Origin of the sequence: Aeromonas sobria, from assembly GCF_000820145.1 — a bacterium.
GTDB classification, from domain to species: domain Bacteria; phylum Pseudomonadota; class Gammaproteobacteria; order Enterobacterales; family Aeromonadaceae; genus Aeromonas; species Aeromonas sobria.
This window is the reverse complement of sequence record NZ_CDBW01000029.1, coordinates 78,548-93,479: the sequence shown is the minus strand read 5'-3', so window position 1 is coordinate 93,479 and position 14,932 is coordinate 78,548. Positions and strand designations below refer to the sequence as shown.

Sequence of the window (14,932 nt, the reverse complement as noted above, 5' to 3'; positions counted from 1 at the left end):
GGCGCCGGCAGGACCCAAGTGGAGGAAATCAAAATGACACAATAATGAGAACTCAATGAAAAGAATGCTAATCAACGCAACTCAAGAAGAGGAGTTGCGCGTAGCGCTGGTTGACGGACAACAGCTTTACGATTTGGATATTGAAAGTCCGGGACACGAGCAAAAGAAAGCGAATATTTACAAAGGTAAAATCACCCGCGTAGAGCCCAGCCTTGAAGCTGCTTTTGTCGACTACGGCGCCGAACGACACGGTTTCCTGCCGTTGAAAGAGATCGCCCGCAACTATTTCCCCTCCGGTTACTCCTATCAGGGTCGTCCCAACATCAAAGAAGTGGTCCGCGAAGGCCAGGAAGTGATCGTTCAGATTGATAAAGAAGAGCGTGGCACCAAGGGTGCAGCCCTCACTACCTTTATCAGCCTGGCTGGTAGCTATCTGGTACTGATGCCGAACAACCCCCGTGCCGGTGGTATCTCCCGCCGCATTGAGGGTGATGAAAGAACGGAACTGAAAGAAGCCCTGAACGGACTGACCGTGCCGGAAGGCATGGGCCTGATCGTGCGTACTGCCGGTGTTGGCAAATCGCCCGAAGAGCTGGAATGGGACCTGAATGTTCTGCTCAACCACTGGGACTCCATCCACAAGGCATCACAAGAGCGCACTGCGCCCGTGCTTATCCACCAGGAAAGCAACGTGATCGTACGTGCCATTCGCGATTATCTGCGTCGCGATGTGGGTGAAATCCTGATCGATGACCCGGTGATTTTTGAACGTGCCCGTGCTCACATCGAGCTGGTTCGTCCCGATTTCCTCAATCGGGTGAAGCTGTACAAGGGTGAAGTTGCTCTGTTCAACCACTTCCAGATTGAGAGCCAAATCGAGTCGGCCTTCCAGCGCGAAGTGCGCCTGCCCTCCGGCGGCAGCATCGTTATCGATCCGACCGAAGCACTGACCTCCATCGATATCAACTCCTCCCGCGCCACCAAGGGCGGCGATATCGAAGAGACTGCGCTGCAAACCAACCTGGAAGCGGCCGACGAAATTGCCCGTCAATTGCGCCTGCGCGACCTGGGTGGCCTGATCGTCATCGACTTCATCGACATGACCCCGGTTCGCAACCAACGCGAAGTGGAAAACCGTCTGCGTGAAGCTGTGCATCAGGATCGCGCCCGCATTCAGTTGGGACGTATTTCCCGCTTCGGTCTGCTCGAAATGTCGCGTCAACGTCTGCGCCCCTCTCTCAACGAGTCCAGCAGCCACATCTGCCCTCGTTGTCAGGGTCAAGGTGTCATTCGTGACAACGAATCCCTCGCATTGTCCATCCTGCGCCTGATCGAAGAAGAGGCCATGAAAGACAATACCGAGCAGGTGCACGGTCAAGTGCCGGTCGATGTTGCCGCTTATCTGCTCAACGAGAAGCGCGCCGCCATCGCCAGCCTGGAACAGCGTAATGATGTCCGTGTTTACATCATTCCGAACCAGCATCTGGAAACGCCGCACTACGAAGTCACCCGCATTCGTCAAAACGAGATTGCGGAAGCGGCCAGCTATGAACTGAAAACAGAAGTGGCCAAGCCGACTTACCAGCCGAAACAGGCCCAGGTGATCGAGCGTGAACAGCCCCTGTTGCAAGGCTTTGCCCAACCGGTACAACCTGCTCCTGTGGCCGCCCCGGCCCCCATTGCAGCAGCCACTGCCGCACCAGCTCAAGCCGGTTTCTTTGGCAAACTGATCAAGGGTATTGCAGGTCTGTTCAGCAATGATGCCGCTCCTGCCGCAGTGAAAGCGCCTGCCGAACAACCGGTTGAGCGGGAAGCTCGCAAGGATGACGGTCATCGTCACCAGCGTGATGACGCCCGTGGCCGTGGTCAGCGCCCTCGTCGTGACGACAATCGCAACAACCGCAACAACGCGGAAGCTGGCGAGAAACGTGAAAACGGTAACCGTGAAGGTGGTGAAAACCGCAATCGTCGTCCTCGTAAAGAGCGTGAGCCCCGTCAGGAACGCGAACCGCGCGCTGAAGCTCGTAATGAGCAGCGCATGGAACGTGAACCTCGTGGTGACGTGCAACCTCGCGTTGAGCGTGAGCCTCGCGAACCTCGTCAAGAGCGCGAGCCCCGTGCACCACGTCCGGCCCGTGAGCCACGCGCTCCTCGTGAGCAGCGTGCTGAAGTCGTTGTTGAAGCAGTAGAAGCCATTGACACTGTGGAAGCCGCGATCGAGCCGCGTCAGGAAAAAGAGCAGAAAGTGGCTGAGCGCCGCGAACGTCGTCAACTGCGTAAGCAGATCCGTGTCGATGTCGTTGCTACCGATGCCCCTGCCCTGCCGGTTGACGAGGCGCCAGCTGAAGTGAACGAGGCAACAGTGGGTAATGAGCAGGAAGAGCAGACCGAAGGTCAACGCCGCTCCCGTCGTACCCCACGTAGTCAGCGCATTGAAGGTCAGCGTCGCAAGCGTATCAACGAAGATACTCGTAGCCAGCGTGATGAAGAGCAGCAAGCAGATGTCACTCTGACAGCCGCGGCCCAGGCCGATGCTGCTCAGGTCAAAGTGGAAGAGCCTGCCGTACCAGTCGTCACTATTCCTAGCGCAGACGCCATTGCTGCGGCACTGCAGGCATCTTCAGCATTGACTGAACATGTTGTAGAAGCTGTTGCGGATGACATCCGTGATCAGGTCGTCGCAACCGAGGTTCACGCTGCCGTGGCTGACGTTACTCCAACAGCACCGACTGCCGCACCTGTGCAGCTGGTTGCTGATGTGGTAGTCGCTCCTGTTGCCGACGTAGTTGAAGTGGCTGACGTGGTGATTGCACCTGCTTCGTTGGTAGAAACTGCCTCAGTAGCTGCAGTTGCCGTTGAAGCTGCGCCAACTACCGAAGTAACGGCACCTGTGGTCATTGCTGAGGTAGCCGTGATCGAGCCCGTCGTTGTGGCCGCTGTTGAACCTGTTGCCAAGGAAGCGGTCGCCGCCCCAGTGGCCAAGCAGGTCAACAAAGGTGCCGGTTTGCTGGCTCGCGCTCGCAAAGCCTCTGCACCTATGGCCACCCCTGCCGAGGTGCCTGTCGTGCAGGTTAGCAGTGAGCCAGTGAGCCATCCGCCACTCGTTCGCAGTGAAGTGGCCAGTTCTGGCCGTCACGGTGGCAGCACTGCTGCAGTTAACGTGGCAACCAGCCCAGCTGGTCGACCATAACAGATCAGAGTTACCTGATTTGCCAAAAGCCACACCATCCGGTGTGGCTTTTTTTATTGCCTCTCACACGCTCATCTTGTCGCTCTCTTTTAGTGCCGCCCTGCTAGTCCTGCCCCCCTTTAGCCTTTGCTCAACCGTTTTGATCAAACCGCAAATATCTTCCGATAGAGAACTCGATACTTAATTTTATATGTTGTGTTCAATATCCAGTTTGTTGGCATATGAATAGGCGTGAATATTGAGCAAGCATCTGCGCCCACTTCACCCCACTGCAATAAGTGGTTTCCCCTATGGGTGCTATATAGCGATATGGGCGTGCTTGCCGATATCGAGCTCATCCCTCTCTTCCTGCGGATTTAAAAAAGAAACAGCCCAGCAAACTTAGCTTGCTGGGCTGTGGATCTGGCTGACCATGATCTGAATCCGAACCCCGGTAACAGGGTCAAATTGCCTCATCGGCGCTTATTGTGCCAGCAGGTGACCTACCAGCTCATGACGCCACCCTTGCAGCAGCATCGGCTTGTCGCTGCGAGCCCGCTCTTCGTCATTCATCCGCCAGCTCCAGGTGAAGTACTGGTGAATGATCTTCTTGCTGGCAATCAGCTCGGGCGGAATGTTGCTGGCCTTGGCCTTCTCTTCCACCATGGCCTTGATGCGCTTGAGCTCGGCCTTGTACTGGGGGAAGTCCACCAGCCGACGAATGGGCTCGGGCCAGCTGTCAGGATCGCTCTGCTGGGCACGGGCGACGATATCGAGCATCCGCTTGCCGTGGATCTTGATCTCGATGGGGGCCAGTCCCAGTTCGTTGAGGTCACGCATGGAGGTCGGACGACGCTCCGCTACCTTGAACAGGTGCAGCTCTTTGACCACGAAGTTGAGGGCCAGATCGCGGCGCACCGCCTCTTGCTGACGCCAGGCGGCCAGCTCGCGCAGGATGGCGAGCTCACGGCGACCCAGCTGCCAGGCGTTGACGATTTCAAGATAAGCCTGACGGGGATCGCTACCCTGGGTCTTGCGGGCGGAGTGGTTTTGGCACTCCTGCTCGAACCAGGCAAACTTGCCGCTTTCCCGCAGTTTGGCCATCACTTTCTCGTAGAGCGGCATCAGGTAGAACACATCCGCCGCTGCGTATTCGAGCTGACGATCGGTGAGCGGACGGGCCAGCCAGTCGGTGCGCGCCTGATCTTTTTCCAGCTCGACCCCGAGGAATTCGTTAACCAGCGCGCCAAAACCGACCGAGACGCCGTAACCGAGGAAGGCGGTGGCCAGCTGGGTGTCGTGCATCTGGTTGGGCAGGTGGCCCGCCTGATGTTGAATAAGCTCCAGATCTTCGCCAGAGGCGTGCAGGATGGCGATCTGCCCTTCCCTGCCCAGTCGCTGCCAGAGGGCGGAGAGATCCAGCGTCAGCGGATCCAGCAGCGCCAGATGCTCGCCGTCATAGATCTGGAACAGACCAAGCTGGGGATAGTAGGTGCGGGTGCGAACGAATTCAGTATCGATAGCCAGGGGAACTTCGGCCAGAGAAGCGAGATAGTGCTCAAGTTCGGCTTGCTGAGTGATAAGTTGATAGTGCATCTGTGCCTGCGCGGTTGATCAGGGCCAAAAAGAAAAAACCGTGGGATGACCCACGGTTTTGCATAACGACGGTTGGGTGTGCAGAGGGTTCTGCAGCCGCAGTCCGGTTATTGCTTGGCAATCTCCTCGTCGCGCAGTACGCGGCGCAGGATCTTGCCCACATTGGTCTTGGGAAGTTCGTCGCGAAATTCTACCAGTTTCGGCACCTTATAGGCAGTCAGATGTTTGCGGCAGTGGGCAATAATCTCGTCCTCCTGCAATTTTGCATCTTTCTTGACCACAAAGATCTTCACCAGCTCGCCAGAAACCTGGTGCGGCACGCCGACGGCGGCCACTTCCAGCACTTTCGGGTGCAATGCGACCACATCTTCAATCTCGTTCGGATAGACGTTGAAGCCGGAGACCAGGATCATGTCCTTCTTGCGGTCAACGATCTTGAAGAAGCCCTGCTCATCGCATACGGCGATATCACCGGTACAGAGCCAGCCATCCTGCATCACTTCCGCGGTCGCTTCGGGGCGCTGCCAGTAGCCAGTCATCACCTGCGGGCCGCGTACCTGCATCTCGCCGGGAGTGCCGAGGGCGTGGATCACCTGACCGTTGTCATCTACCAGACGGATCTCGGTAGAGCAGACCGGCAGGCCGATGGAGCCGTTGTAATCGGTCAGATCGTAGGGGCAGACGCTCACCAGTGGCGAGCACTCGGTCAGGCCGTAGCCTTCCAGCAGCGGAGTATGGGTCAGTGTCTTCCACTTTTCCGCAACCGCGCGCTGCACCGCCATGCCGCCGCCGATAGTCAGCTTGAGCTTGTCAAAGGAGATGCCTTGAAACTCTTCGTTGTTGACCAGCGCATTGAACAGGGTGTTGACGCCGGTGATGCAGGTGAAGGGGTACTTCTTGATCTCTTTGACAAAGCCCGGGATGTCGCGCGGGTTGCTGATCAGCAAGTTGTAGCCGCCGACTCGCATAAAGAGCAGGCAATTCACGGTCAGGGCAAAGACGTGATAGAGCGGCAATGCGGTGACCACAAACTCCTTGCCGCGCTCCAGCATGGGGCCGTAGACGCCGAGGCACTGCTCGACGTTGGCAATCATGTTGCGATGGGTCAGCATGGCCCCTTTGGAGAGGCCGGTAGTACCACCGGTGTACTGCAGGAAGGCGAGATCGTCGTTGGTGATCTCCGGCTTGATGTACTGCAGGAAACGCCCCTTGGTGAGCGCCTGACGCATGGTGGTGGCGTGGGGCAGATTGTATTTCGGCACCAGCTTCTTGACGTACTTGACCACGAAGTTGACCAGGGTGCCTTTGGCCAGCCCCAGGTTGTCCCCCATCCGGGTCAGGATAACGTGCTTGATCGGGGTGTCGTAGACCACTTTTTCCAGGGTATGGGCAAAGTTGGAGACGATAACGATGGCCTTGGCACCGGAATCTTTGAGCTGGTGCTCCAGCTCGCGCGGGGTATAGAGCGGGTTGACGTTAACCACTATCATGCCGGCCCGCAGGATGCCGAACACAGCGATGGGGTATTGCAGCAGGTTCGGCATCATCACCGCGACCCGATCACCCTTCTCCAGCTTCAGCTCGTTTTGCAGATAGGCAGCAAAGGCGCGGGACTGCTCTTCCAGTCGGCGGTAGGTGATGGTCTGTCCCATGTTGACGAAGGCGGGCTGGTCGGCAAACTGGGTCACCGAGGATTCGAACATCTCTACCAGGGAGCTGTATTGGTCTGGATTAATCTCGGCGGGAACCCCTTTTGGATAACGCTTCAGCCAGACTTTTTCCACGAACTTCTCCTGCATAACTAGCACCTGTGCACTCACTGTGTTGCCTCCGTCCCTGTTCACATCCATTTAAATCGGTCGTTTTAAGCTGATACTCTAATGCGCCCATACTTACACAGCGCAACATTAATTAACAGCGAATTAACAATGAAAAAATGTGAGGGGGATGACAAACTTGGAATTATTGAAAGCCGGTGATTCTACCGAACTTGACAAAACTTTACGATACAAACGGCCGTATCAGCCGAATTTTCCATATGAAAATGGTGGTTTCCACCCAATATGACCCGCTCGATCTGCTGGAAGGCATCCTGACGGACTTGCCATTGGGTTTCCAGCGCAGCAAAGCCCTGCTCCCCCTGGATCAACAGTACAGGACAACGGATGGCCGCCATCAGTGCCCGGGCTTGCCCTTCGCTCATTCTAAGGGGCGAAAGATCCCGCAAACGGGGATCGCTGCGCCAGTGCCAGCGCCCTGCCCGCTTTTCAAGCTGCCGCTCACAGATCAGGCGCGCCGCTTGCGCCGTGATATCCGCCACTTTGCAACGGGCGGCTACGGCTTCATCGATGGAGGCAAAACCGTTGGCACTGCGCTCCCGGGTGCGACTGCGGTTTAAAATCGCTCGTCGCAGCTGGGCCGGTACCTCCTCATCGGGCTGACTGAGCGGCCCCAGCCCCTCCAGCATGATCAGCCGCTCTACCTGCTCGGGAAACACCCCGGCATAGGCCGAGGCGATCAGCGCACCGAGGGAGTGACCAAGCAGAGTGAAACGCGACCAGCCTGCCGCCTGCACGATCTGGTAGAGATCGTCCAGCCAGTCGACAAAGACATAAGAGGTGGTTTTGTGATCGGAGTGACCGTGCCCCGGCAGATCGACACAGATGAGATGAAAATCACCCAGATGCGGCGCCAGCGGCACGAAGCTGGCACTGTTGTCGAGCCAGCCATGCAGGGCAATCAGCAGGGGTTTGCCCTGCTGATCATGCTCAGCGGATTGGTTCTCCAGCAGGGCCACCTGCCGACCATCCGCCAAGGTGAGTAGACGTTCGTGCAGCGTGTTCATCATGGGGTTGCTCATGGCCAGCCTTAGCGACGCAGCGGGCGTCTCGGCCAGAAGGGATCATAGAAGGGGTCATAGAAGTAGGGGTCCATATAGCGCACCTCCACCTCTTTGACTGGCGGCCACAGCTTGCTGCCCGTCACATTGAGCACCGAGAAGCGGTACTTGTGTTCGCCAATCTGGCTATCTACCGGTTGACCTATGGTGCCGAGCACCGTCAGGCTGCGCCCCTTGGCATAGAGGGTCGGATCGACAAAGCCTTTCATGATGGCCAGAAAACGACCCGGGCTCTGCTCGGTCTGCTCCGGCACCCCGTTGGACTTGAGCGGCAGATAGACCACTTCAATAACGCTCTGATCTGCCTTGTTGTGCACAGCAGAGATAACACCGCTCCAGCGGGCGGGTTTACCCTCCATCCCGCCAAGGGCAGCTTGATAGGCCACCAGCTGGTTTTCTGGCTCATAAGCCAGCTCCCTGGGAACCGAGCTGCAGGCCCCGAGCAGCAGGGCCAGCGCCCCGACCACCATCCCGCGTTTCATCATGTCGCTCTTGGTATTACGCATCATGTCACTCTCCTGTTGCCAGCGTGGCCCGTAGGGGCCATCCGCTTGTGTTGCAGCTGATGAGCGGCAAGAGCGACATGCCTCTTGCCCTTATTCGCGACCCGGCAGTTTTTTCCAGGTCACCTTGTCACGCAAATAGACCGGCGTTGCTTGCTCCACCGGCACCGCCTCCCCCGCCTGCCAAGCGGCGCGGGCCAGCGGCAGCATGTCTTCTGCCGCCGGGAAGCGCACCTGACTCACCGCCAGCTCATCGGCAAGACCTCCCAAGGTCTCGCCATAGGTCTCAAAACCGGTGCCGACGCAGGTCACAGGGCCCGCCTGCTTGCCACGGGCGTCAACCAGTGCCGCGGGATCGCTCACCACCTCGTCGCCCACCAGCTGCATGCGACCATCGATCAGCTCATAGCGGCCGAAATAGACCTCGTTCATCCTCGCATCGATGGCTGTCAGCACCTGCTGGGCGCCATCCAGTCGATAGGCGCCTTGCGCCATGGCGGCCAGGGTCGAGATGCCTATCAGCGGCACACCCACCCCGAACGCCAGCCCCTGCGCCACGCTGATGCCGATCCGCACGCCGGTAAAGGAGCCCGGGCCGCGGCCGAACGCGATGGCATCGAGGTCATTCAAGGTTATCCCGGCATCGTCTAACACAGCCTGAACCATGGGCAGGATTTTTCGGGTGTGATCCCGTGGCGCCTCCTCCCAGCGGGAGAACAGCGTGTCACCCACCAGCAAGGCGGCGGAGCAGGCTTCGGTGGCGGTATCTACGGCCAGGATCTTCAACTCGTTCATGCTTTCCAATCTCTATAAAATCAGTCAATTACATAACCGGCAAGCGAGATATGCTCACCCGTTGTTCAAATCTGTTAGCTGGCGTCACACTTATTCACCGCGTTCAGTACGATCGAAAAAGCTCCCCAGCGTCCCCAACTCCCGGGTGCGAGGGATGGCGGGCAGACTCTTGATAAAGGTGGCGCCGTAAGGTTTGTTGACCATTCGTGGATCACAGATCACCAGCACCCCGTGATCACTGCGATCACGAATAAGCCGCCCCACCCCCTGCTTGAGGGCTATCACCGCCTTGGGCAACTGCAGCTCGGCGAAGGGATCCCCCCCCTTGAGCTTGCAATCATCCACCCGCGCCTTGAGCAGCGGATCATCAGGGCTGGCAAACGGCAGTTTGTCGATGATAACACACGACAACGCCGCCCCTCGCACGTCGATCCCCTCCCAGAAGCTGCTGGTCGCCACCAACACGGCGCGGCCATTCTCGACAAACTCCTTGAGCAGCCGCTGCTTGTTGTCCTCCCCCTGCAGCAGCACGGAGCGGCCAATCTCCCGGCGCAGCACCTCGGCCACCTGACGCATCACCTGATGGCTGGTGCAAAGGAAGAAACAGCCCCCCGGCGTCTTGTTGATGAGCGGGATCATCAGATTGGCCAGCTGCTCGCCACGGCCAAAGGCGTTGGGCTCCGGCAGATAGCGGGGCACACAGAGCCGCGCCTGCTCGCCATAGTCGAACGGGCTGTCGAGAATAAGCTCGGCGCTGCCCGCCAGCCCCAGCTCGGCCTTGAAGTGATCAAAACGCATATCCACCGTCAGGGTGGCGGAGGTGAAGACCCAGGCCACTTCCGGTCTTTGCACCTCGGCACTGAATCGCTCGGCCACCGAAAGCGGCGTCAGATTGAGGGTGAAATGAAGCCGCGAGCAGTCATACCAGTAGGAAAAACCAGTCTGGTTGACCGCCAGCACTTCACCCAGGCGGGTGCGCAGTTCACTAATACGCTCGAAGGCGTGGTCCAGCTGCTCGCCCCGGCCGAGAGCCAGTTTGAGCACCTCGTAGCAGAGCCCGATGGCGTCGTTGAGACGAGCCAAAGCCTGCCCCCAGAGCGGCTGGCGCAGCATGTCGCGGGTATTGCCGCGACCGCCATCCACCCCGAAGGCGAGACGCAGATCCTGACTGGCAATCGAGAGCCGGTCCGCCGCCTTGCCGAGCTGGGCCATATCGTGGGCTTCGGCCCGATAGGCCAGCTGGATATCCTGCGCCAGATCTTGGATGGTACGGCTGCCCACCGACTTGCCGAAGTAGTTGGTGGCGATCTCCGGCAGCTGGTGCGCCTCATCAAACACATAGACTTGCGCTTGGGGCACCAACTCGCCAAATCCGGTGTCTTTCACCGCCATATCGGCGAAGAAGAGGTGATGATTGATCACCACCACCTGGGCATCCATGGCGCGGCGTCGGGCCACCACCAGATGACAATCATCATAATAGGGGCAGTCGCGACCGAGACAGTTGTCGTTGGTGCTGGTGACGTGGGCGAGGATCTCGGCGTTCTCCTGCAATCCCGGAATATCCCCCACATCGCCGTTATCGGTGGCGGTGGACCAGGATTTGACCTTCACCAGATCGTTGAGAATTTCAGGCTTTTGCAGATGGGATTCGCTCAAGAGGCGGTTCATCCGCTCGATGCAGAGATAGTTGCTGCGCCCCTTGAGCAGTGCCACTGGCGGGGTATAGGAGAGCGCGTCTGTGATGGTCGGGAGATCCCGATAGAAGAGCTGCTCCTGCAGGTTCTTGGAGCCGGTGCTGATCACCACCCGCTTGCCGGACTCCAGCGCAGGGACCAGATAGGCGTAGGTCTTGCCGGTACCGGTTCCCGCCTCCACCAGCAGACGGCCACCACTTTTGATGGCGCTCGCAACCGCTTCTGCCATCTCCAGTTGGGGAGCTCGGGCTTTGAAACCGTCGATATGGCTGGCCAGAGGGCCATCTGGCTTGAACAGGGTCTGGATGGTCAAAAGGGCGTCCCGCAGCAAAAGCGGCCATTATGCCAAAAGCGCGGCAAAAGCGGGACAGATAATCTACTTAGACGAACAGATCGATCTGATGCTCGGGATCCGGCTTGTGATCGTCCTCTTCCGCCTTTGGCTGATCACGCTTGGCGGGGGTGTTATACGCCTGCTGGCGCTGCTGGGAGTCACTGTTGTCAGTGCTGGTCTTGCGCAGCTGATGCTTTTTGCTGATCTGGTTCACTTCCCGCTTGATCTCTTCGCTGCCGGGCGTGGCGGGCGCCCGGGGCAAAATGGGGAACAACAGGTCCTGGCTGGGCATGATGGCGACTCCTGCAGGGGTTATTGTCTAGTTATCGACCAAAAAACCGTTTTCTCCACTTTAATCGATCAAATCACAATTTCGGGTTGCATTTTCTGTCAAGGCAGGTAGTTTAAATCAGGCGTCAATTACGACATCTTATTTTGTAAAGGATTGATTACATGAAGTTCACCACCCTGAAGACTCATCACCACCATCATCATCCCGACTAGTCTTTCAGGAGGTTGACTGCTGGAAGACACTTAACTGGTGACTTCCAAAAGGACCGCAAGATTCATAAACCCTCGGAAGCACACACTTCCGAGGGTTTTTTCGTTTTTGACTAGAAGGAAATCGAGCAAATGGAAACACAACGTCTGCGTATCGCTATGCAAAAGTCCGGTCGTCTGAGCCAGGACTCCCAGGCCCTGTTCAAGAGCTGCGGCCTAAAAATCAACCTGCGCGAGCAGCGCCTTATCGCCCATGTAGAGAACATGCCCATCGATATCCTGCGGGTACGCGATGACGATATCCCGGGTCTGGTGATGGAAGGGGTGGTCGACCTTGGCATCATCGGCGAGAACGTGCTGGAAGAGGCACAGCTTATTCGCGCTTCCCAAGGATTGCCTGCACAGGTCAAAACCCTCAAGCAGCTCGATTTTGGCGGCTGCCGCCTCTCGCTGGCGGTGCCGGAAGATGTGACCTACACAGGGCCACAAAGTCTGGCGGGCAAGCGCATCGCTACCTCCTACCCCGGGCTGCTCAAGCGCTTCTTCGACGAAAAGGGTCTTGGCTTCAAGAGCGTGATGCTGGGTGGCTCGGTGGAAGTGGCCCCCCGCGCAGGCCTGGCCGATGCCATCTGCGATCTGGTCTCCACCGGTGCGACCCTGGAGGCCAATGGCCTCAAAGAGGTGGAGGTGATCTACCGCTCCAAAGCGGTGCTGGTACAGGCCCCCAACCCCTTGTCCGATGCCAAGCAGAAGCTCATCGACAAACTGCTGCCCCGCATTCAGGGGATGCAGCAGGCCCGCGAGAGCAAGTACATCATGCTGCACGCCCCCAAGGACAAGCTCGATGCCATCACCGATCTGCTGCCGGGTGCCGAGCGCCCCACCATCATGCAGCTGGCCGGTGACACCAATCAGGTGGCCCTGCACGTTGTCTCCAGCGAAACCCTGTTCTGGGAGACCATGGAGCAGCTCAAGGCCCTCGGCGCCAGCTCCATTCTGGTGCTGCCCATCGAAAAAATGATGGAATAAGGAAGGGACATCATGCAGACCCTGATCTGGAAGACCCTCTCTCCTGCCCAGCAGGCCGACGTACTGACCCGACCGGCCCTCAATGACGAGGCCGATATCGGCGCCGTGGTCAAAGAGATCATCGCAGCGGTGCGCAGCTGTGGCGATGAGGCCCTGCGCGAGCTCAGCCTGCGCTTCGAGCGCGCCCCCCGTGAGCGGTTGCGCGTTAGCGAGGCCGAAATCGAAGCTGCCTGCGCGCGGCTGGATGACGACATCAAAAATGCCATCGAAGCGGCGATTGCCAATATTCGCACCTTCCACGCAGCGCAAGTGCAGCCGGTGGTGCGAGTCGAGACCCAGCCCGGGGTGGTGTGCGAGCTGCGCACCCAGCCCATCAGCCGGGTTGGCCTCTATGTACCGGGGGGCAGCGCACCACTCCCCTCCACCGTGATGATGCTGGCCATTCCAGCTGCTATCGCCGGTTGCCGTGAAGTGGTGCTCTGCACCCCGTCCCCCGCCAGCGACGAGATCCTGTTTGCCGCCCGCGCCTGCGGTGTCGAGAAGGTGTTCGCCATCGGCGGCGCACAAGCCATCGCCGCCATGGCCTACGGTACCGAGAGCATCCCCAAGGTGGACAAGATCTTCGGCCCGGGCAACGCCTATGTGACCGAAGCCAAGGGGCAGGTTTCGCGCGACTGGCGCGGCGCGGCCATCGATATGCCAGCTGGCCCCTCCGAGGTACTGGTCATTGCCGACGAGAGCGCCAATCCGGCCTTCGTGGCAGCGGATCTGCTCTCCCAGGCCGAACACGGCCCCGACAGCCAAGTTGTGCTGGTGACCACCTCCCCCCTGCTGGCCGATGCCATTGCCGAGGAAATCAAACGCCAGCTGGCCAAGCTGAGCCGCCGCGATATCGCCGCGCAGGCGCTCGGCAGCAGTCTGGTGATCCTCTGCGACGATCTGGCCGAGGCCTGCGCCATCTCCAACGCCTATGCGCCGGAGCACCTGATCGTACAGACCCGCACCCCGCGCGAGCTGCTGGATCAGCTTGAAAATGCCGGCTCCATCTTCCTGGGCGCATGGACACCGGAATCAGTCGGCGATTACGCCAGCGGCACCAACCACACCTTGCCCACCTATGGCTATGCCCGTACCTGCTCCAGCCTTGGCCTTGCGGATTATCAGCGCCGCTACACGGTGCAGGAGCTGAGCGAGCGTGGCATTCAGGGCCTCGGCCCCATTGTCGAGCGCATCGCTCAGGCCGAAGGGCTTGATGGCCACAAAAATGCCGTCACCCTCAGGTTGAACGCTCTGGCCACCGCGCCCCAACAAACAGCACAGCAGAAGGATTTGTCATGAGCATTGCCAATCTGGCGCGCCGCGTGGTGCGGGCCCTCACCCCTTATCAATCCGCTCGCCGCATCGGCGGCAAGGGCCACGTCTGGCTCAACGCCAACGAGGCGCCGCAGGCCTATCCCTTTACCATCGAGGGGAGCCGCCTCAACCGCTACCCCGAGTGCCAACCGGCCGAGGTGGTGAACGGCTATGCCGCCTATGCCGGGGTCAATCCCGATCAGGTGCTGGTGAGCCGCGGCGCCGACGAGGCCATCGAGCTGCTTATTCGCACCTTCTGCGAAGCGGGTGAAGATCAAATCCTCATCTGCCCGCCCACCTACGGCATGTACGCCATCAGCGCCGAGACCTGTGGCGTCGGTATCGTCGAGCAGCCGCTGACCGCCAGCCGCCAGCCGGACTGGCCCGCCATTGCCGATCGCCTCAGTGACGTGAAGCTGGTGTTTCTCTGCTCCCCCAACAACCCCACCGGGGATCTGGTGGGCCGCGATGGCCTGATCGCCCTGCTGGAGAAGGCCCGGGATCGCGCCATCGTGGTGGTGGACGAGGCCTATATCGAGTTCTGCCCCGAGGCGTCCGTGGTGGACTTGCTGGCCCGCTTCCCCAATCTGGTGGTGACCCGCACCCTATCCAAGGCCTTTGCCCTGGCGGGGATCCGCTGCGGCTTTACCTTAGGCCATCCCGAGGTGATCGCCATGCTGGCCAAGGTGATCGCCCCCTATCCCATCCCCGAGCCCATCGCCCAGATCGCGGCGCAGGCCCTCTCCCCCATGGGACTGGAGCTGATGTGCGAACGAGTGGTAGAGCTCAACAAGCAAAAAGCCGCCTTCAAGGCAGAGCTGGCCAAGCTTGCCTGCGTTAAAGCGGTGTTCGAAGACAAGGGCAACTTCGTGCTGGTGCGCTTTGTGGATGGCGCCGCCGTCTTTGCCGCCATGAAGGCCGCCGGCATCATACTGCGGGATTTCTCGACCAAACCCGGCCTTGATAACAGCATTCGCGTCACCATCGGCTATCAGGGCGAGATGGACGCCGTGCTGGCGGTACTGCGTGATCTGCCCTCTCCCACTTTGTAAGACA

At 59.2% G+C, this 14,932-nt stretch carries 11 protein-coding genes and 1 other annotated feature; of the genes, 4 read left to right on the top strand and 7 right to left on the bottom strand.

Annotated features, from left to right (window positions below):
• Positions 1-55: 55 nt before the first annotated feature.
• On the top strand, positions 56-3,190 hold the full coding sequence (gene rne, locus BN1135_RS13500; RefSeq protein ID WP_042021890.1) for a ribonuclease E: 3,135 nt from the start codon (positions 56-58) through the stop codon (positions 3,188-3,190).
• 462 nt (positions 3,191-3,652) lie between these two features.
• Here rne and rnd read toward each other — a convergent pair whose 3' ends face one another.
• The 7 genes from rnd to BN1135_RS13465 form a co-directional block, all read right to left on the bottom strand.
• Complete coding sequence (gene rnd / locus BN1135_RS13495) at positions 3,653-4,765, bottom strand: ribonuclease D (protein WP_042021888.1); 1,113 nt, start codon at positions 4,763-4,765, stop codon at positions 3,653-3,655.
• Between the two features lie 107 nt (positions 4,766-4,872).
• Entirely contained in the window at positions 4,873-6,549 is a 1,677-nt protein-coding gene (gene fadD / locus BN1135_RS13490; RefSeq protein ID WP_139245207.1) for a long-chain-fatty-acid--CoA ligase FadD, read from the bottom strand.
• 197 nt (positions 6,550-6,746) lie between these two features.
• Positions 6,747-7,610 (bottom strand): alpha/beta fold hydrolase, encoded by an 864-nt coding sequence (locus BN1135_RS13485; RefSeq protein ID WP_175479114.1) that lies wholly within the window; start codon positions 7,608-7,610, stop codon positions 6,747-6,749.
• Positions 7,611-7,633: 23 nt separating this feature from the next.
• The gene (locus BN1135_RS13480; RefSeq protein WP_042021965.1) at positions 7,634-8,149 is read right to left on the bottom strand and encodes a Slp family lipoprotein; all 516 of its coding nucleotides are present in this window, start codon (positions 8,147-8,149) and stop codon (positions 7,634-7,636) included.
• A 111-nt stretch (positions 8,150-8,260) separates the two neighbouring features.
• On the bottom strand, positions 8,261-8,962 hold the full coding sequence (tsaB, locus tag BN1135_RS13475; RefSeq protein ID WP_042021882.1) for a tRNA (adenosine(37)-N6)-threonylcarbamoyltransferase complex dimerization subunit type 1 TsaB: 702 nt from the start codon (positions 8,960-8,962) through the stop codon (positions 8,261-8,263).
• Positions 8,963-9,052: 90 nt separating this feature from the next.
• Complete coding sequence (locus BN1135_RS13470) at positions 9,053-10,972, bottom strand: DNA repair helicase YoaA (protein WP_042021881.1); 1,920 nt, start codon at positions 10,970-10,972, stop codon at positions 9,053-9,055.
• A 67-nt stretch (positions 10,973-11,039) separates the two neighbouring features.
• The gene (locus BN1135_RS13465; protein WP_042021880.1) at positions 11,040-11,285 is read right to left on the bottom strand and encodes a hypothetical protein; all 246 of its coding nucleotides are present in this window, start codon (positions 11,283-11,285) and stop codon (positions 11,040-11,042) included.
• A gap of 187 nt (positions 11,286-11,472) precedes the next feature.
• Positions 11,473-11,601 (top strand) — a sequence feature (His leader region).
• A 25-nt stretch (positions 11,602-11,626) separates the two neighbouring features.
• Here BN1135_RS13465 and hisG point away from each other — a divergent pair.
• Genes hisG through hisC form a run of 3 tightly spaced genes read left to right on the top strand, consistent with a single transcriptional unit; the run spans position 11,627 to position 14,928 of the window.
• Positions 11,627-12,523 carry an ATP phosphoribosyltransferase gene (gene hisG, locus BN1135_RS13460; RefSeq protein ID WP_042021878.1) on the top strand — a complete coding sequence of 299 codons (897 nt, stop codon included), beginning with the start codon at positions 11,627-11,629 and terminating at the stop codon, positions 12,521-12,523.
• 12 nt (positions 12,524-12,535) lie between these two features.
• Positions 12,536-13,861, top strand: a complete 1,326-nt coding sequence (gene hisD / locus BN1135_RS13455) for a histidinol dehydrogenase (protein ID WP_042021876.1) — start codon at positions 12,536-12,538, stop codon at positions 13,859-13,861.
• Positions 13,858-14,928, top strand: coding sequence for a histidinol-phosphate transaminase (gene hisC, locus BN1135_RS13450; protein WP_042021874.1), 1,071 nt, complete (start codon positions 13,858-13,860; stop codon positions 14,926-14,928). Before hisD ends, hisC begins: the two co-directional genes overlap by 4 nt.
• Positions 14,929-14,932 lie beyond the last annotated feature (4 nt).